The sequence below is a fragment of the Arthrobacter mangrovi genome, from assembly GCF_026011795.1.
GTDB classification, from domain to species: Bacteria; Actinomycetota; Actinomycetes; order Actinomycetales; family Micrococcaceae; genus Crystallibacter; species Crystallibacter mangrovi.
The window spans coordinates 89377-107691 of sequence record NZ_BRVS01000008.1; the positions used below are offsets into that span (position 1 = coordinate 89377).

Below are 18315 nucleotides of genomic sequence, written 5' to 3' on the forward strand. Positions count from 1 at the left end.
GACATACCTTTCCTCAGTGTCACGGTTTCGCAGTGTTGACGGCCGGTGGGGTACCGGAGGATCCGGGGCCGGCACCGGCCTGGCCTGGCGGCGGGGCGGATGGGGCCCCCGCGTTCTTGATTCGCTTGGAGCGGACCTCGATCCGGTTGAGCATGACGGCGATGACGATGACGGCGCCCTTGAAGACCATCTGCCAGTACTCCGAGACGCCGATGATCACCAGGCCGTCGGAGAGGAAGCCAATGACGAAAGCACCGAGCAGTGTGCCCCGGATATTGCCGCGGCCCCCGGAGAGGGCCGCGCCGCCGATGACCACGGCGGCGATGGCCGTCAGCTCGAAGGAGTTGCCGGCGGTCGGGTTGGCGGAGGTCAGTTCGGAGGCGATGATCACGCCGGCGATCGCAGCGCAGGTGCCGGAGGCAACGTAGATGCGGATCTGGACCTTCTTGACCGGAATGCCCGACAGTTCCGCGGCGCGTTGGTTGCCGCCGGAGGCGTACAGCCAGCGGCCGAAGGCGGTCCGGTTCAGCAGGAAGCTGCCGAGCAGGGCGATGACGATCATCACCATGACGCCCGTGGGGATGCCGAGGATCCGGTTGAAGCCCAGCAGGTCGAACCCGGTGTTCCCCAAGGCAGGGTCGCCGCGCAGGTTCGGGTAGGTCAGGCCGCCCGTGATCAGCAGCGCGGCGCCGCGGACAACGTACAGAGTTCCCAGCGTGGCGACGAACGGCGCGACCCCGGCCTTGGCCACCAGCATGCCGTTGACCCAGCCGACGAAGGCGCCGACGGCAAGTGCGCAGACGGCGCAGACCCACACCGCCGGGTAGAGGGTGACCTCCATGCCCGGCAGCTTGACGCCCTGCATCAGGAAGCCGGCGATCACCCCGGACAGGCCCACGGTGGACCCGACGGACAGGTCGATGCCGCCATTGAGGATCACCAGCAGCATGCCGATGGCCAGAATCGCGTAGACGGCGACGTGCGCCGACATCGTCAGCAGGTTATTGACGGTGAAATAGTTCGGCGACAGGAAGGAGAAGATGACGATGATGACGATGAGGGCGATAAACGCCCGTCCCTCCAGCAGTAGCTTGGGGATGTCGAGGCCGCCCGAGGGCCGCCGGGTCCTGGCCGGGGCGTCCGCTGACGTTGTTTGACTCATGTCCGGTTTCCGTTCATTTAGGCTGCGACAGCGGATTCGCCCGAAGCCGCCATGATTTGCTCTTTAGTGGTCGTTGCCGCATCAAACTCGGCGGAGATGCGGCCCTTGCTCAGCACAATGACCCGGTTCGCGATGCTCAGGCACTCACCGACTTCCGAGGTCGAGTACAGGACCGCCAGACCCTGTTCAGCCAACTCACTGAGCAGGCCGAATACCTCGGATTTGGCGCCGATGTCGATGCCGCGGCTGGGCTCGTCCAGCAGGATGACTTTGGGATTGGTGGCCAGCATCTTGCCGATGACGACCTTCTGCTGGTTGCCGCCGCTGAGTGAGCCGATGGCGGCGTTCGGGCCGGCGGTCTTGACCCGCACGTCCTTGATCATTTTCTGGATCAGGTCCTTCTCCTCCTGGCGGGAGAGCACCAGGCCCTTCAGGAATGTGCCCAGGCTTGCCAGCGACAGGTTCCGGCCGACCGACATGGTCTGTACCAGCCCGTCACGCTGCCGGTCCTCGGGGACGAGCCCGAGTCCCAGCGCGATGCGCTCGGAGATATTCAGCCCGGAGATGTCCTGGCCAAGGACCGTGAAGCTGCCTCCGACCAGCGGGACCCGCCCGGCCAGTGCCTCAAGCAGCTCCGTCCGTCCAGCCCCCATCAGCCCGTATATGCAGACGACTTCGCCGGCCCGCACATCGATGGAGACGCCGTTGACGGACAGCCGCTCCGGGTTGGCCGGGTCGGCAACCATGGCCTGGTCGATCCGCAGCGCCACCTCGCCGAAGTGTTCGGGGCTGGGCGGGCTGCCCAGATCGAAACCGCGGCCGACCATGTTGCCCACGATCCAGTCCAGGTCGACATCGGCGATCTCTGCCTGCGCCACGATCAGCCCGTCCCGCAGCACCACGGCATGGTCGGAGATCTCGATCGCCTCCTCGAGGTGGTGCGAGATGTAGACGATGGACACTCCTGCAGCCGTCAGGTCCCGTATGACCTTGAACAGGACTTCCACTTCCGAGGCGCTCAACGCGGACGTTGGCTCGTCCATGATCAGGATCCGCGCATCGACCGAGAGCGCGCGGGCGATTTCGACGATCTGCTGCTGGCCCAGCCGCAGATCGGACACTTTGGTGTCCGGGTCGATCGGCTCCTCAAGGCGCTCCATCAACTCCTTGGCGATCCTGCGCTCGGCGGCATAGTCGACCATGCCCGCCTTGCCGGTGATCTCCCGGCCCATGAAAATGTTGTCCCGCACGCTCAGGTTCGGGCTCAGGCTCAGCTCCTGGTGAATGATCGAGATCCCGCGGTCCCGGGCCTCCACGGTGTCGGCAAACTCCACCGGCTCTCCGCGCAGCTCCAGGCTGCCCGAGGTGGGCTGCTCGATACCGGAGAGGATCTTCATCAACGTGGACTTACCGGCCCCGTTCTCGCCGAATAGTGAGGTGACCCGGCCCTTGAGGACCTCGAAATCCACACCCTTGAGCGCCTGGGTGCCGCCGTAGCGCTTGGTCACGTTCTGTGCACGGAGAACGACCTCGTTCACGGCGCCTCTCCGATCTGCACGGGGGTGATGATGTAGGCGGACGGGTTGATCAGGCTGAACGCGCCGACCGCCGCGATTTTCTTGCCCGCCAGCGAGGCCGCATCAACCTTGGACAGCACCTGGTCCTTGACCTGCTTATTCAGTTCCGCGCCCACGTTCTGGTAATCGATCTGGTTCTTGAACTGGGAGAACTCCACCTTGCCCGTGGCGTCGCGGACCGCCGTGCCGTTGATGGCCGGACCCATCTGCAGCAGCACCTTGATATCGGACGGAACGCCTTCAACCTTGACCGGCAGCTGTCCATTGGCCTCCGGCTCTCCGGCGGTGCCGGTGAACTTAACCGAATAGACGGCGGGCGAGGAGCCGGAGACCACCCCGTACTTGTCGGCGGCGGCGTCGGGGTCGGCGGCAATCGCCTTCTGCACGACGGCCAGTTCAGTCGCCCGCTTGATGATGTCCGGCGCGATTTCCGAACTGAACTTTTCCTGGGCGTAGGACTCGGGGCTGAAGGTTCCCGGCACCGCCTCGGTTGCTTCCTTGCCCGTCAGGATCTTCGTGCTGAAGAACATCAGGATCAGCACGACCAAGACGACGGCGGCGGCAATCAGCCGACCGGGAGTGAAGACGGATTTCTTCGGCTTGCCGGGCCTTGGGGCTTCCGAGGCTGGCGTTCTCGTCTCTGTGCTCATCGCAGGACCTTGGATTCAGTGTCGTTAGGACGGATCTGCAGCTTGCGGCCGGAACCCTCGCGGAACATCTCCAGAGCCTTGGCGTAGTCGTCCAGTGTGAAGGAATGGCTGATCATCGGAACACTCCGGACGGCGCCGGCTTCGAACATTTCGACGGCCCGTCCGAAGGTGTTCAGCACCGCCATGGTGCCGACGATGTTAAGTTCGTCCCGGTAAACGCGGAACGGAGAGTAGGCGGCCTTCGCCTCAGCGGGCGCGACGCCAAAATGCTGGAAGGTGCCGCCGGCCTTGACCCGCGGCAGTCCGTCCTCAATGGCGCGGACCACCCCGGTGCAGTCGATGACCACGTCCCACTGGTCCCGGTCGGCCTCGTCCGCGCTGGTATAGACGTGCTCGATGCCCACCTCCTCGGCCGCCTCGCGGCGGGCCGGGCTCAGGTCGACGATTGTCACGCTGGCGGCGCCGGCCCGAGGAGCCAGCTGGGCCATGAGCAGCCCCATCGTCCCGGAGCCGTAGACCAGGTAGTGCTCACCCATCTTCCGGGGCAGGATGTCATAGCCGCGGATGGCGCAGGCCAGCGGCTCTACCAGGGCGGCCTGGTGCAGGTCGGTTTCAGGTTTGAGGCGGAAAACGTTGCTGACAGGTGCTTTGAGGTACTGTGCCGCGGCCCCGTCGCTGGCAACCACCCCGAGACCGTTCCAGCTTCGACACAGATTGCTCTTGCCGTTGAGGCAAAACTCGCACTCACCGCAGGTTGTGCTGGGATTGACCACCACGTGTTCCCCCACCGCCAGGCTGGTCACCTCGCTACCCACCTCGACCACCACGCCCGAGGCCTCGTGTCCGGGGATCAGCGGAAACACCGTCCCCTCGAATTCGCCGTCGAAGACATGGGTGTCGGTGCCGCAGATGCCTACGGCCGCCACCTGGATCACAACTTCGCGGGGGCCTGGGGCAGGGTCCGCGACATCGCGGAGGGCCAACTCTCCCGGGGCTTCAAAAACTATCGCTCGCATACAGATGACGCTCCCGTCCACAGGGCTAATCAGGTTCGGCACCCGCCGGCGGTGGTGTTGTTCCCGTCATTGGGGCATACAGCAGTCTGTTATTTTGTGACCTGCTCGTGTTATAAACATAAGGTAGCTGTGAGGTAAGTCACTGTCAATGGGTGCCATTCGAGCCGCTATCGCACAGAACGAGACTCGCGCCGCGGACTAATCTTGTAACCTAGGTCACAATTTCCGAGGAGGACCGATGTCCACCACCACTCCTGCACCCGAAGCCGCAGCCCAATCCGGGCTGCCCGAGACGATGGAGGCCGTGGTCTGCCACGGTCCGGAGAACTACACGCTTGAGCGGGTGCCAGTTCCGGTCCCCGGGCCGGGCGAGATGCTGATGAAGGTCGAGGCCGTCGGCGTTTGTGCCAGCGACCTGAAGTGCTATCACGGGGCGGCAAAGTTCTGGGGCGACGAGAACCGGCCGGCCTGGGCCCAAAAGGAAATTACTCCGGGGCACGAGTTTGCCGGCATCATCATTCGGGCCGACGACGAGGCCACCGCCCACCACGGCGTGGACGTCGGCGACCGCGTCACCTGCGAACAGATCGTCCCCTGCGGGCAGTGCCGCTATTGCGTACGGGGCGAGTACTGGATGTGCGGGCCGCACGACATGTTCGGCTTCCGGAACTACCACGGCGGCATGGCCGAGTATCTCGTAGTGCCCAAAATCGCACGTCCACACCGGATCTCGAAGGACCTACCGGCCCACCACGCAGCCTTCGCCGAACCGCTTTCCTGCTCCCTGCACGCCGTCGAGCGCGCCGGCATCACCTTCGACGACATCGTCGTCATCGCCGGCTGCGGCCCTATCGGCCTGGGCATGGTCGCCGGCGCCAGGGCCAAGGCGGCGCTGACAGTGGTGGCGCTGGACATGTCCGACGACAAACTGGCGCTGGCCCGCAAATGTGGCGCCGACGTCACCATCAATGTGGGCAAGCAGGACGCGGTGCAGTTGATCAAGGACATGACCGACGGCTACGGCGCCGACGTCTACATCGAGGGCACCGGCCACCCCTCGGCAGTCGGCCAGGGCCTGAACCTGCTGCGCAAGCTCGGCCGGTATGTGGAGTATTCGGTGTTCGGTTCCGACGTCACGGTCGACTGGTCAATCATCAGCGACGACAAGGAACTGGACGTGCGCGGCGCCCATCTGGGGCCACACTGCTGGCCCGCTGCAATCAAGATGCTCGAAGCCGGCATCCTGCCGATGAACGAGATCTGCACCGACCAGTTCTTACTCAAGGACTTCCAGGCGGCCTTGGACCTGGTCGCCGACACCGCCGGCGCCTCCGTCAAAGTCTCCATCCTGCCCGGCCGCACTCCAGAGTGACGGCACCGGACATGCGGGAAGTGCCCGAGAGAGGGGTGGCGCCGCCGCTCCCCACCATCAGAGGGAACGGCATTGCGGATGGCCCCTGCCGCCCCGGCGCATCCGCAAGGCCGCGTCCCCGCGTTGCGGATGGGCGCTGCCTCGGCGGGCAGATAGCAGGAAAGGCAGGCCCTTCGGCTCTGAGAGCCGCCGACCTGCCTTTTCCTTTGGTAGCGGTGCCGGGACTCGATCCCGGGACCTCACGATTATGAGTCGTGCGCTCTAACCAGCTGAGCTACACCGCCACGAATGGGAACGCCCGCGCTGCGCCTTTCGACACAGACGCGGGCTCCGCCATTCAGAGCCCCCCACCGGAATCGATCCGGTGACCTCGTTCTTACCAAGAACGCGCTCTACCACTGAGCTAGGGGGGCAACGGAGAAATACATTACCAGCAGATTCGGTCAGAGTGAAATCGAAATGGCCTGTTTGTGTCCAGCCCCACATAAACCGGCTCCAGCCAGCGTTTTTGCGGCTTGGCGCGGGCCCTGGAGACGCTCCTCGCTCCGCGCCGGTCCGGAACGCCCCGGTCCCGCAATCCAGGCGGCGGATCGGGTCATGCCGTGAGATTGCGCACAAAAGCGGGAGGCACCCGCAGCCTGCCTGGCTGCGGGTGCCTCCCGAAAGGGGCCAGCTGGAGCGCTGGGCCGTGTTCCTAGTAGCTGGTGTGCCGCGGCTTCCGTGCGCCGGCTCCGTGGCCGAAACGGGACTCCCCGCGGTCCCCGCGGTCCTTGCCGAAGCCGCGCTCGCCGTCGTACTTCTTCTTGTAACCGCCGCGGTCGCCATCAAACTTCTTCTTGAACCCGCGGTCGCCGTAGCCGCCACGGCTGCCGGCGAAATCCTCGCGGTCGCGGCGCGGCTTGCGGCCGGAGTCGAGCTCGAGGTGGATGAGCTCTCCGCCGATCCGGGTCCTGGACAGGGCGCGGAGCTGGTCCTGGGACAGGTCGGAGGGCAGCTCGACCAGAGAGTGGTCGCTGCGGATGTCGATGCCGCCGATCTGGGCGGAGGTCAGGCCGCCCTCGTTCGCCAGGGCGCCGACGATGGAGCCGGGCATAACCCGCTGCCGGCGGCCGACGGCAATCCGGTAGGTGGCGTTGCCCTCGGTCAGCGGGCGGCTGGGCCCGCGGGAGCCGAAGCCGTCCTTCTTGCCGTTGGCCAGGCGCGCCTGCTTGGCGGGCGGCGCCGGCAGTTCCTCCATCAGCAGCGGACGTCCGCCCTGGGCCATGTGCGCCAGCGCGGCGGCGATCTCCACGGCGGTCACGTCGTGGTCGGCCTCGTACTTCGCCACGAGCTCACGGAAGACGCTCAGGTCCTCGGACTCCAGCGTTTCGGTGATCCGGCCGGCGAACTTCTCGAGCCGGTTGGCGTTGACGGAGTCGACGGTCGGCAGGTGCATCAGCTCCACGCTCTGCCGGGTGGCCTTCTCGATGGCGCGCAGCAGGTACTTCTCGCGCGGGGTCATGAAGAGGATGGCGTCGCCGGTGCGGCCGGCGCGGCCGGTGCGGCCGATCCGGTGGACGTAGGACTCCGTGTCATGCGGGATGTCGTAGTTGATGACGTGGCTGATCCGCTCGACATCCAGGCCGCGGGCGGCGACGTCGGTGGCCACCAGGATGTCCACCTTGCCTTCGCGCAGCGCTTCCACGGTGCGTTCACGCTGCTGCTGCGGGATGTCGCCGTTGATGGCGGCGGCGGTGAAGCCGCGGGCCTTGAGCTTGTCCGCCAGATCCTCGGTGGCCATCTTGGTGCGGACGAAGGCGATCACGCCGTCGAACTCTTCGGTCTCCAGGATCCGCGTCATCGCGTCGAGCTTGTGGGCGCCCATGACCTGGACGTAGCGCTGGCGGATATTGGAGCCGGTCGACGTCTTGGACTTGACCGAGATCTCGGCCGGATCCTTCAGGTACTTCTTGGCGATCCGTCGGATGGCGCTCGGCATGGTGGCCGAGAACAGGGCAACCTGCTTCTCCTCGGGGGTCTTCGAGAGAATCTGGTCTACCTCTTCGGCGAAGCCCATGCGCAGCATTTCGTCGGCCTCGTCCAGCACCATGTACTGGAGTTCGGACAGGTCCAGCGAGCCCTTTTCGATGTGGTCGATGACGCGGCCCGGGGTGCCGACGACGACCTGGGCGCCGCGGCGCAGGCCGGCCAGCTGGGGGCCGTAGGCGGAGCCGCCGTAGACCGGGAGGACGGTGAAGTCCTCCATGTGGGCGGCGTAGGAGGAGAAGGCCTCGGCAACCTGCAGCGCGAGTTCGCGGGTCGGCGCGAGCACCAGGATCTGGGTCTTCTTGGTGGCGGGCAGTTCGGCCATCCGGGACAGGGCCGGGATGGCGAAGGCTGCGGTCTTGCCGGTGCCGGTCTGGGCCAGCCCGACGACGTCACGGCCTTCCAGCAGGACCGGAATGGTCGCGGCCTGGATGGGCGACGGCTTCTCGTAGCCGACGTCGGTCAGGGCCGCCAGGACACGGCCGTCAAGGCCGAGGTCGGTGAAGAGTACGGTTTCTTCCTCGGGTGCAGCCTGGGCCGGCGCAGCGGCTTCGGTTTCGGACACGGTGGAGGTGGGATTTTCGGACACGAAGGTTCCTCATATTCATTTCGGGGAACGGAAGCCACGCAAAGCATGGCCGTCTCAAGGAGACGGCGACGTCCTGGGAGGCTCATTGACACAAGTCCGGCGCTGTTGCAATCCCGCGGCAGGACTTTCCGTCACAGCTGCTGGCCGCCTCCCGGCGGTCTGTATGACGCTTTCGACAGCCGGCGCTCCCAAAATGAAACTGTCCGCAATAGCTGCGGACCCAACACACCAATCAGACGCGACGCGCCGAAGTAAGGGAATACCGGAGTGGGGGATGTATCCAGTGTACGGCATCCGCGCCGGCTGCAGGTCCGCGCAAGTACGACGGCGGCGGTGAGCTTGGGCACAGGTGCCCGCCGGGCAGCAGGCGGCGGCAGGCAGGCGGATGGACCCGCTGGCGGCGTGGGGACGCCTCCCCGGTCAAAGCCCGTCCAGGGTGTCCTCGGCCCACTCGATCCAGGCCTGCTCGAAGACGATGCCGGCCTCCAGCACCGCGCGCTGCAGGCGGCTGCCGCGCCCGGTGTCGCCGGCTCGGCTCGTGCTGCCGGTGCGGCCCGGCGGGAAGGTCCGTTCCTTCAGGTCGAGGTAGGTCCTGAGCTGGCGGCGGTGGAGCTCAACATGCCGGCGCAGTTCGGGCCCGATGTCGGGTGCGCCCAGGACGGCGGAGGCCCGGAGGCGGATCATCAGTTCCTCGCGCACCGGCCGCGGATCCTGCTGCCGTCCGGTCCAGTCCGCCAGTTCCGACCGGCCGGCAGGCAGGACCTCGTAGTCCTTGGCGCGGCCGCGGGAGGAGCCCCGGCCGGTGGAGCGGACCATGCCGTCGCGCTCCAGGACGCCCAGTTCACGGTAGATCTGCTGGTGCGTCGCCGGCCAGAAGAAGCCGAAGGAACGGTCGAAGCGCCGCGCCAGCTCCGCCCCGGACCCGGGCTTCTCCAGCAGCGCCGTCAGGATGGCGTGGCGCAGCGACATCAGATCACCGCGGCCAGCCGGACCGCCTGGTCGATGGCGCGTTTGGCGTCCAGCTCGACGGCCACGTCCGCGCCGCCAATCAGGTGGACCCTAAAGCCCGCGGATTCGAGGTCCGGCAACAGCTCGCGGCGGGGTTCCTGGCCGGTGCAGAGCACCACTGTGTCCACGGCGAGCACCCGCTCCGTGCCCTCGACGCTGAAGTGGAGTCCGGCGTCGTCGATCCTCCGGTAGGTCACGCCGGGGATCATGGTGACGCCCTTTTCCTTCAGCTCCGTCCGGTGGATCCACCCCGTGGTCTTGCCCAGGCCGGCGCCGATCTTGCTGCTCTTCCGCTGCAGCAGGTAGGCCGTCCGCGCCGCTGGCCGCGGCCGGCAGCGGGACAGGCCGCCGGCAGCGGCGTACTGCGCGTCGATCCCCCACTGCACGCGGAAGAGCTCCGGATCCAGCGCCTCGCTGGGGCCGGCCTCGGTGAGGAAGTGCGCGACGTCGAAGCCGATGCCGCCGGCACCGAGGATGGCTACGGTGGCGCCGACCGGCTTCCTGCCCTGCAGCACGTCGAGGTAGCCCAGCACGGAGGGATGGTCCAGCCCCTCGATCTCCGGCACCCGCGGCAGCACGCCCGTGGCCAGGACGACCTCGCCGAATCCCTCGGCCTGGAGCGCCCCGGCCGTCGCACGCGTCCCCAGCCGCACGTCGATCCCGCCCAGTTCCAGCTGCCGCCGGAAATACCGCAGCGTCTCGCGGAACTCTTCCTTCCCGGGGATCCGCGCGGCCAGGTTGAACTGCCCGCCGATCCTGTCCGCCGCTTCGAAGAGCGTGACGCGGTGCCCGCGCTCGGCGGCGGCGAGCGCGAAACCCAGGCCTGCCGGCCCGGCGCCCACCACGGCGAGCCGCTTCTTCTCCTCGGCCGGCCGCAGGAATAGCTCGGTTTCGTGTCCGGCGCGCGGGTTCACCAGGCAGGAGCTCACCTTGCCGGCGAACGTGTGGTCCAGGCAGGCCTGGTTGCAGGCGATGCACGTATTGATTTCGTCGGCCACGCCGCGGGAAGCCTTGAGCACGAATGCCGGGTCCGCCAGCAGCGGCCGCGCCATCGAGACCATGTCCGCGCAGCCGTCGGCCAGCACCTGCTCCGCGGTCTCGGGGGTGTTGATCCGGTTGGTCGCGATCAGGGGAAGACCGGTCCGTCCCATGAGCTGCTTGGTGACCCAGGCGAAGCCGGCCCGCGGTACCGACGTGGCGATCGTGGGAATGCGCGCCTCGTGCCAGCCGATGCCCGTGTTGATCAGCGTGGCCCCCGCCGCCTCGACGCCTTGCGCCAGCTCGATGACCTCGGCCAGCGAGGAACCGCCCTCGACCAGGTCCAGCATGGACAAGCGGTAGATGAGGATGAAGTTTGGCCCTACCCGCTCCCGGGTCCGGCGCACGATCTCGAGGGGGAAACGGATGCGGCTGCCGTAGTCCCCGCCCCAGCCGTCCGCGCGCCGGTTCGTCCGGGCCGTGATGAACTCATTGACCAGGTAGCCCTCGCTGCCCATGATCTCCACGCCGTCGTACCCGGCCGACTGCGCCAGCCGCGCGGCATTGGCAAAGTCCTCGATGGTCTGCTCGATCTCTGCGGCGTCCAGTTCCCTCGGCACGAAAGGACTGATCGGGGCCTGCTCCGCGCTGGGGGCCACCAGGTCCGGATGGGCGGCGTAGCGCCCGGCGTGCAGCAGCTGGAGGGCGATCCTGCCGCCGGCCGCATGCACCGCTTCGGTGACCGTCCGGTGCTCCGTGGCCTCTTCCGGGGTGGACAGCATGGCGGCGCCGGGAGCCAACCTTCCCGCCTCGTTCGGCGAGAAGCCGCCGGTGACAATCAGGCCGACCCCGCCGCGCACGCGTTCCGCATAGAACGCGGCAAGCCTCTCGAATCCGCCGGGCCGTTCCTCCAGGCCCGTGTGCATGGAACCCATCAGCACCCGGTTGGGCAGCGTGGTGAAGCCTAGGTCGAGGGGTTCCAGCAGGCGGGGATACGGACCGGTCACACTGCGCTCCTTTGCACAACAAGTTGCATAAACGCTATGCCACGGCCCCTCAGGTGGCAAGAGCCGCGGCGGTTACGGCGCCGTCGCCGGAGCCCCGGCCTTCGCCCGCTTCAGCGCCCGGCGCACGGCCCGGACAACGTTGCCGCCCAGAGTGATTTCGCCGTCGTTCTCCGACTGCAGCAGCGCCCGCGCCTGCTCAAGGTCCAGCCCGCCGGAGACGTCCGCCACGGTCACCCCGTGCGTCGGACGGTAGAGCACCTCGATGCAGCCCCCGGCGGCGATCGCTCCGGCCGCATCCACCTTCAGGTAGGCCCCGGGCAGGCCCCTGGCCAGGAAGCGCTTGGCCCATTGCGGCTGGTCCATGTGCCGGCCGAAGGTGGCGCACGGGATGCGCGGCATGGTGACCGTCACCGTCACGGCCCCGCCGATCCGCCACCGCTCCCCCACCAGCGCACCGCTGACCGGCAGCCCCTCGGTCCGCAGGTTCTCGCCGAAGAGTCCGGCGGGAATGTCCCGGCCCAGCTCCACGGCCCACTGTGCGGCGTCTTCGGCGGCGTAGGCGTAGAGCGCCTTCAGTTCCCCGCCGTGGTTCTTCCTGTCGGCCTGGACGTCCCCGCGCAGCCCGAGCTCGTGGACCGCCACCGGCCCGGCCACGGGACGCTTATCGATCGCGGTGATTCCCACCTTGCTCGCGTCGGGTTTGAGCGCGTGGACGCGGCAGACGGCGAGCAGGGTTCCGTGAGTCATGAGGTCAAGTCTAGGTACGACGACGGCCGCCCGCCTTTCGTGCAGAAGGCGGGCGGCCGTCGTCGTTGGTTTGGGTCAGCAGGCGGACGCTTAGAGTCCGGCGAATGCCTGCTCGAGGTCGGCGATCAGGTCCTCGACGTCCTCGATGCCCACCGAGAGCCGGATCAGGTTCTCCGGCACGGCCAGCTCGGTGCCCTTCACGGACGCATGCGTCATCTGGGACGGGTAGTTGACCAGCGACTCGATGCCGCCGAGGGACTCGGCCAGCGTGAAGACGCGGGTCGATTCGGCGATCTTGCGGGCGGCGGCCTCTCCGCCGTTGAATGACACGGACACCATTCCGCCGAAGCGGCGCATCTGCTTCTTGGCCAGCTCGTGGCCCGGGTGGTCCGGCAGGCCCGGGTAGTAGACGGCTTCCACCTCGGGGCGGCCCTGCAGCCATTCGGCGACGGCCTGGGCATTGGACGAGTGCCGGTCCATGCGGACGCCGAGGGTCTTGAGGCCGCGCGTGGTCAGGAACGCGTCGAGCGGGCCGGAAACGGCGCCCACCGCGAACTGGACGAAGCCGACCTTCTCGGCGAGTTCGTCGTCGTTCAGTGCCACGGCGCCGCCGATCACGTCCGAGTGGCCGCCGATGTACTTGGTGGTGGAGTGCACCACGATGTCCGCGCCGAAGGCCAGAGGATTCTGCAGGTACGGCGATGCGAAGGTGTTGTCCACGACCAGCAGCGCTCCGGCCTCGTGGGCCACCTCGGCCAGGGCTTCGATGTCCGTGACCTTCATCATCGGGTTGGAGGGGGTTTCCACCCATACGAAGCGGGTCTTGTTGGCCTTCACCGCTTCGGCCACGCGAGCCTGGTCCGCCATGTCGACGACGGTGTGGCCAATGCCCCACGGGCCGAGCACGCGGTTGATCAGGCGGTACGTTCCGCCGTAGGCATCGTTGCCCAGCACGATGTGGTCGCCCGGCGCCATCAGCGCGCGGATCAAGCCGTCTTCCGCGGCGAGGCCGGAGGAGAAGGAGTAGGAGTACTTGGCCCCCTCAAGGGCGGCCAGCTGCTCCTGGAGCGCATCGCGGGTGGGGTTGGTGCCGCGGCCGTACTCGTAGCCCTCGCGCAGTCCGCCGATTCCGTCCTGGGCATAGGTGGAGCTGAAGTGGACGGGCGGGACGACCGCGCCGGTGCGCGGTTCGAAGGCCTGTCCGGCGTGGATGGCACGGGTATTGAAGCCGCCGGTGTTCTCTGCAGTCATGTGGTCCTCTTCCTTCAGCTCGTCAGATAGGTCAGCAGGTCGTGGCGGGTCAGCACGCCCACCGGTGCGCCCTCGAGGGTCACGAGCAGCGCGTTGGCGGTCTGCAGCTTTTCCCGCGCGGCCGACAGCGAATCGAGGGCGCCGATGAGCGGCATGGTCGCTCCCATGTGGTCCCCGATCTTGTCCGTCAGCTTGGCTTCGCCCTTGAACAGCTGGGCGGTCAGCGTGCGCTCGTCCACGGAGCCGAGCACCTCGCCCATCACCACCGGCGGTTCCTGCGAGAACACCGGCAGCGTGGAAACGCCGTATTCATTCATGATCCCGACGACGTCGCGGACGGACTCGGTCGGGTGGGTGTGGACCAGTTCCGGCATCCGGCCGTCCTTGCCCTTGAGGATCTCGCCGACCGTGGCCTCCTCGCCCGCGGCGATGAAGCCGTAGGAGCGCATCCACTCGTCATTGAAGATCTTGGCCAGGTAGCCGCGGCCGGAATCCGGCAGGATCACCACGACGACGTCGTCCGGGCCCAGGTCCTTGGCCACGCGCAGCGCCGCCACCACGGCCATGCCGGAGGAGCCGCCCACGAGCAGCCCTTCCTCCTTGGCCAGCCGGCGGGTCATCGCGAAGGACTCCGCATCGTTGACGGCCAGAACGTCGTCCGGCACGGACTTGTCGTAGTTGCCCGGCCACATGTCCTCGCCGACGCCTTCGACGAAGTAGGGACGTCCGCTGCCGCCGGAGTAGACGGAGCCTTCCGGGTCCGCGCCGATGACCTTCACAGGGCCGGAGGGGCGGTCCGCCGAGACTTCCTTCAGGTACCGGCCGGTTCCGGTGATGGTCCCGCCCGTGCCGGCGCCGATCACCACGTGGGTGACCTGGCCGTCGGTGTCGCGCCAGATCTCCGGTCCGGTGGTCTCGTAGTGGCTCTGCGGTGCAGCGGGGTTGGAGAACTGGTCCGGCTTGTAACCGCCGTCGATCTCGCGCACCAGGCGGTCCGAGACACCGTAGTAGGACTCCGGGCTGTCCGGGGCTACCGACGTCGGCGTCACCACGACTTCGGCCCCATAGGCCTTGAGCACGTCCCGCTTCTCCACCCCGACTTTGTCCGGCGTGACGAAGATGGACTTGTAGCCCTTCTGCTGCGCCACCAGGGCCAGGCCGACGCCGGTGTTGCCGCTGGTCGGTTCGATCACGGTGCCGCCGGGCTTGAGCCGGCCGTCCTGCTCGGCCGCTTCCAGCATCTTGACCGCGATCCGGTCCTTGATGGAGCCGCCGGGGTTGAAGTATTCAACCTTCGCCAGGACGGTGGCGGCGATCCCCTCGGTCACTTTGTTGAGTTTGACCAGCGGGGTGTTTCCGATCAGGTCCAGGACAGAATTGGCATACTTCATGCGCCCAAATCTACCGTTCCCCCCAACGGCACTCATAGCCGGCGCTAAGAAAGCTTCACATCCGAGGCGGCCGCCGCGGACCTCGGATCGTGCGACGATTAAGCCATGCCCCCGCTGACCGCCTCCGCCGCCCCGCGCGCCGATGCGGTCGCCGATATCACCCTCCCGGCGGACTATGACCTAGCCGGAACCCTGGGTGTCCTGGCCCGCGGCAAGCAGGACCCGACCATCCGGTTCACCCACGACGGCGTGTGGCTGGCGTACGCAGCGGCCGAGGGTCTGGTGTCGCTGCGGTTAACGGCCCGGCGCGGCCCGCACGGCACCACAGTCCACGCCAGGCTGTGGGGCCCCGGGGCGGCTTCCGCGCTGGCCGGGCTCCCCCGCCTGCTCGGCGTCGAAGACGACTGGAGCGCCTTCGACGATCCGGGCTTCCAGGCCACCCTCCCGCCGCTCGTGTCCCGCCCGCGCCGGCTGCATCCCGGGCTGCGGCTGCCCGCCACCGGCCGGATGGTCGACGCGCTGGTGCCCGCCGTCCTCGAACAGAAGATCACGACGATCGAGGCCCGCTACTCGTGGCGCTATCTGGTCAGCCGGCACGGTTCGCCCGCTCCCGGTCCCGCCCCCGCGGGCCTTAAGGCGGCCCCTTCCCCCGAGCAGTGGCGACGGATCCCTTCGTGGGAATGGCATCGCGCCGGCGTGGATTCAAAGCGTTCGGGCACCATCCTGCGCGTCTGCGGCGCGGCCTCCGGGCTGGAACGCCTGGCCGCCGCGGAACCGGGAGACGGACTGGCCGCCAAGCTGTGCTCGGTTCCCGGGATCGGCCCTTGGACCGCCGCCGAGACGACCCAGCGCACCCACGGCGATCCGGACTCGGTCTCGGTCGGCGACTTCCATCTGGCCGCGTTCGTCGGCTACGCCCTGACCGGACGCAAGACGGACGACGCCGGCATGCTGGAACTGCTGGAGCCGTGGCGCGGACACCGCCAGCGCGTGGTGCGGATGCTCGTGCTCAGCGGCTTCCGCAAGCCGGCCTTCGGACCGCGGCTGGCTCCGCAGGACCACCGCTTCCATTAGTTCGCGGCCGGACCGGCGCGCAGCCGCCCGGCGGCCGCCTCCCGCATCTCGCCCTTCCGGATTTTGCCGGAGACGGTCATCGGGAACTCCCGGTAAATCTCCACATACTTCGGGATTTTGTAGTGGGCCAGCCGGCCCCGGCAGAACCGGTCGATATCCGGGGCGGTCAGCTCCGCCGCTCCCGGCTTGAGGATGATGCAGGCCAGCAGCTCCTCACCGTACCTCTCGTCCGGGACGCCGATGACCTGGACGTCCTGGATGTCCGGGTGGGTGTAGAGGAAGCCCTCGATTTCGCGGGGATAGATGTTCTCGCCCCCGCGGATGACCATGTCCTTGATCCGGCCTTCGATGGTGATATAGCCGTCCTCGTCCATGCTCGCGAGATCCCCGGTATGCATCCAGCCGTCGGGGTCGACGGCCTCGGCGGTCTTGTCCGGATCGTTCCAGTAGCCCTGCATGACGCTGTAGCCGCGGGTGTGCAGTTCACCGATCACGCCACGCTCCACGGTTCTGCCGGTCGAAGGGTCAACGACCCGGTTCTCCAGGTGCGGCATGGTCCGCCCGACCGTTGAGGTACGCCGCTCGATGCTGTCCTCGCTGCGTCATGGTCGAGACCGGCGAGGTTTCGGTCATCCCGTAGCAGATGGCAACCTCCGCCATGTGCATGTCATTGATGACTCGCTTCATGATCTCCACCGGGCACGGCGAACCGGCCATGACGCCCGTGCGCAGGGTCGAGAGATCGTAGCCCGCGAAGTCCTGCAGCGAGAGTTCGGCGATGAACATCGTCGGCACGCCGTAGAGGGAGGTGCCGCCGTGGTCCTGGACGGCCTGCAGGGTTTCCGCCGGGGCGAAGCTGCGGCCGGGAAGGATGGCGGCGGCCCCGTGCGAGTAGATGTTCAGGTTGCCAATCACCATGCCGAAGCAGTGGTAGAACGGCACCGGCAGCACCACCCGGTCCTCGGGCGTGTACCCGAGCAGCTCGCCGATGGAATAACCGTTGTTCAGGATGTTCCGATGGGTCAGGGTCGCGCCCTTGGGGAAGCCGGTCGTCCCGGAGGTGTACTGCAGGTTGATCGGGTCGTCCGGCGCGAGCCCGGCCATCCGCTCCCGCAGGGCCTGTTCGGGAACCACCTCTGCGGCGCCGGCCACCCGGACAAGGTCCGTTTCCCCGGCACCTGCCGCACCGCCGTCGTTGGTGATGACCACGATTTGGGTCAGGTCCGGGCAGGACGCAAGCACAGCGCGCGCCATGCCGACGTAGTCGCTGCGGCTGTCCGACGGCGCGGTGATGAGCATCCGCATTTCGCACTGCCGGACAACGAACTCCAGCTCATGCAGGCGGTAGGCCGGATTGACGTTGACCAGGATCGCCCCGATCTTGGCCGTGGCGTACTGCACCAGCGTTCACTCGGCACAGTTCGGCGACCAGATGCCGACCCGGTCCCCGGCCTCGATGCCTGATGCCATCAGGCCGCGGCTGAGGGGCTATTGCTCCTGCTATTCTGCCTTGCCCTGGGCTGCCTCGGCCTGCTGCGCGGCGATCTGGGCGTGGACTTCCTTCATATCCAGTCCCTTGACCGCGTCGACGAGCTCGCCGAACTGCGTGGAGTTCAGTGCGCCGGGCTGGGAGAAGACCAGCACCTTCTCGCGGAAGGCCATCAGGGTAGGGATAGAGGTGATGCCGGCCGCCGCGGCGAGACTCTGTTCGGCTTCGGTATCGACCTTGGCGAAGACAACGTCCTCGTGCTGCTGCGAGACGGAATCGTAGACGGGGGCGAACTGCTTGCAGGGGCCGCACCAGTCGGCCCAGAAATCGACAAAGACGATGTCGTTCTCTTCGATGGTCTGCGGGAACTGGGCCTCGGTGATATTGATCGTTGCCATGTCCCCCACGGTATCGGTACACGGTCGATGTGTCGCCCCTGTTCGCTCACCGCATGAGCGCTATCCACAGGCGCGAGATGATGCCTTCCCGCGGCGACGCTGTCGTCCCTAGGGTCGGAACCAGACGATGCCGCGGCCCTGCCGCACCAGGGAGGCATTACAAGGAGGCACCATTGGAACGCCAAACGGCACTGGTCATCACCGCGGGGCTCCCCCTCGAATCCGCCATCCGCCAAAGCATGCGGCTGGTTGACGGCCTCCTGGAAGGCCTGCCCTACGCCCACGATTCCTCGAGGACCGAACTCTACGCGGCCGGAATGGCGGGCACGCTTCGGGCCAAGCTGGCCCTGCCGCGGAGGCTGCCCGGAGCCGATCCATTCGGCACGTCGTCCGGACCGCTGCGCTTCATCTGGTCCGGCGGGACATGGTTCACCCCGGGCAGCTGCCCGCCCGCGCCCCGTGACGACAACGGGGCGACGGCCTGGCAGTGGCTGCACTTCAACGCCCTGCACCGGATCCCGCCGGACTCGGCCTGTTTCCTCTGGGACATCTATCCGCTCGAGCCGGCCGACGCCGCGTAG

14 protein-coding genes, 2 tRNA genes and 1 pseudogene are annotated in these 18315 nt (G+C 67.4%); 3 read left to right on the top strand and 14 right to left on the bottom strand.

Going from position 1 to position 18315, the window contains the following annotated elements; translation table 11 throughout:
* Nucleotides 1–19 precede the first annotated feature (19 nt).
* From AHIS1636_RS09925 to AHIS1636_RS09940, 4 genes are read right to left on the bottom strand one after another with little or no spacing between them, the layout of a single operon-like run.
* A complete protein-coding gene (locus AHIS1636_RS09925; RefSeq protein ID WP_264795664.1) occupies nucleotides 20–1162 on the bottom strand; it encodes an ABC transporter permease in 1143 nt (380 codons plus the stop codon).
* 17 nt (nucleotides 1163–1179) lie between these two features.
* Nucleotides 1180–2700 (bottom strand): sugar ABC transporter ATP-binding protein, encoded by a 1521-nt coding sequence (locus tag AHIS1636_RS09930; RefSeq protein WP_264795665.1) that lies wholly within the window; start codon nucleotides 2698–2700, stop codon nucleotides 1180–1182.
* A complete protein-coding gene (locus tag AHIS1636_RS09935; protein ID WP_264795666.1) occupies nucleotides 2697–3389 on the bottom strand; it encodes a DUF2291 family protein in 693 nt (230 codons plus the stop codon). Before AHIS1636_RS09935 ends, AHIS1636_RS09930 begins: the two co-directional genes overlap by 4 nt.
* A complete protein-coding gene (locus AHIS1636_RS09940) occupies nucleotides 3386–4405 on the bottom strand; it encodes a zinc-dependent alcohol dehydrogenase family protein (RefSeq protein ID WP_264795667.1) in 1020 nt (339 codons plus the stop codon). Before AHIS1636_RS09940 ends, AHIS1636_RS09935 begins: the two co-directional genes overlap by 4 nt.
* 238 nt (nucleotides 4406–4643) lie before the next feature.
* On the opposite strand from AHIS1636_RS09940, the gene AHIS1636_RS09945 reads away from it, so the two are divergent.
* A complete protein-coding gene (locus AHIS1636_RS09945) occupies nucleotides 4644–5777 on the top strand; it encodes a zinc-binding dehydrogenase (RefSeq protein ID WP_264795668.1) in 1134 nt (377 codons plus the stop codon).
* Nucleotides 5778–5984: 207 nt separating this feature from the next.
* Here AHIS1636_RS09945 and AHIS1636_RS09950 read toward each other — a convergent pair.
* The 8 genes from AHIS1636_RS09950 to AHIS1636_RS09985 all read right to left on the bottom strand — a co-directional run bounded on the left by AHIS1636_RS09950 (nucleotide 5985) and on the right by AHIS1636_RS09985 (nucleotide 14773).
* Nucleotides 5985–6061: transfer RNA gene (locus AHIS1636_RS09950), tRNA-Met, on the bottom strand.
* Between the two features lie 57 nt (nucleotides 6062–6118).
* Nucleotides 6119–6190, bottom strand: a tRNA-Thr gene (locus tag AHIS1636_RS09955).
* 281 nt (nucleotides 6191–6471) lie between these two features.
* Nucleotides 6472–8391, bottom strand: coding sequence for a DEAD/DEAH box helicase (locus AHIS1636_RS09960; RefSeq protein ID WP_264795669.1), 1920 nt, complete (start codon nucleotides 8389–8391; stop codon nucleotides 6472–6474).
* Nucleotides 8392–8811: 420 nt separating this feature from the next.
* Nucleotides 8812–9360 carry a PadR family transcriptional regulator gene (locus AHIS1636_RS09965; RefSeq protein WP_264795670.1) on the bottom strand — a complete coding sequence of 183 codons (549 nt, stop codon included), beginning with the start codon at nucleotides 9358–9360 and terminating at the stop codon, nucleotides 8812–8814.
* Nucleotides 9360–11384 carry an NADPH-dependent 2,4-dienoyl-CoA reductase gene (locus AHIS1636_RS09970; RefSeq protein ID WP_264795671.1) on the bottom strand — a complete coding sequence of 675 codons (2025 nt, stop codon included), beginning with the start codon at nucleotides 11382–11384 and terminating at the stop codon, nucleotides 9360–9362. Before AHIS1636_RS09970 ends, AHIS1636_RS09965 begins: the two co-directional genes overlap by 1 nt.
* A gap of 72 nt (nucleotides 11385–11456) precedes the next feature.
* Complete coding sequence (locus AHIS1636_RS09975; RefSeq protein ID WP_264795672.1) at nucleotides 11457–12131, bottom strand: MOSC domain-containing protein; 675 nt, start codon at nucleotides 12129–12131, stop codon at nucleotides 11457–11459.
* Nucleotides 12132–12221: 90 nt separating this feature from the next.
* The gene (locus AHIS1636_RS09980; protein WP_264795673.1) at nucleotides 12222–13382 is read right to left on the bottom strand and encodes a cystathionine gamma-synthase; all 1161 of its coding nucleotides are present in this window, start codon (nucleotides 13380–13382) and stop codon (nucleotides 12222–12224) included.
* A gap of 14 nt (nucleotides 13383–13396) precedes the next feature.
* Nucleotides 13397–14773, bottom strand: coding sequence for a cystathionine beta-synthase (locus AHIS1636_RS09985; RefSeq protein WP_264795674.1), 1377 nt, complete (start codon nucleotides 14771–14773; stop codon nucleotides 13397–13399).
* A gap of 105 nt (nucleotides 14774–14878) precedes the next feature.
* Between AHIS1636_RS09985 and AHIS1636_RS09990 the strand changes: the two genes are divergently transcribed.
* The gene (locus AHIS1636_RS09990; RefSeq protein ID WP_264795675.1) at nucleotides 14879–15847 is read left to right on the top strand and encodes a DNA-3-methyladenine glycosylase family protein; all 969 of its coding nucleotides are present in this window, start codon (nucleotides 14879–14881) and stop codon (nucleotides 15845–15847) included.
* On the opposite strand, the pseudogene AHIS1636_RS09995 reads toward AHIS1636_RS09990, so the two are convergent.
* Nucleotides 15844–17332, bottom strand: a pseudogene (locus tag AHIS1636_RS09995) (AMP-binding protein); the annotation flags it as partial. The gene AHIS1636_RS09990 and the pseudogene AHIS1636_RS09995 overlap by 4 nt on opposite strands.
* A 15-nt stretch (nucleotides 17333–17347) precedes the next feature.
* A complete protein-coding gene (trxA, locus tag AHIS1636_RS10000) occupies nucleotides 17348–17734 on the bottom strand; it encodes a thioredoxin (protein ID WP_264795676.1) in 387 nt (128 codons plus the stop codon).
* A gap of 173 nt (nucleotides 17735–17907) precedes the next feature.
* On the opposite strand from trxA, the gene AHIS1636_RS10005 reads away from it, so the two are divergent.
* Nucleotides 17908–18315: a hypothetical protein gene (locus AHIS1636_RS10005; protein ID WP_264795677.1), complete on the top strand. Its 408-nt coding sequence runs from the start codon at nucleotides 17908–17910 to the stop codon at nucleotides 18313–18315.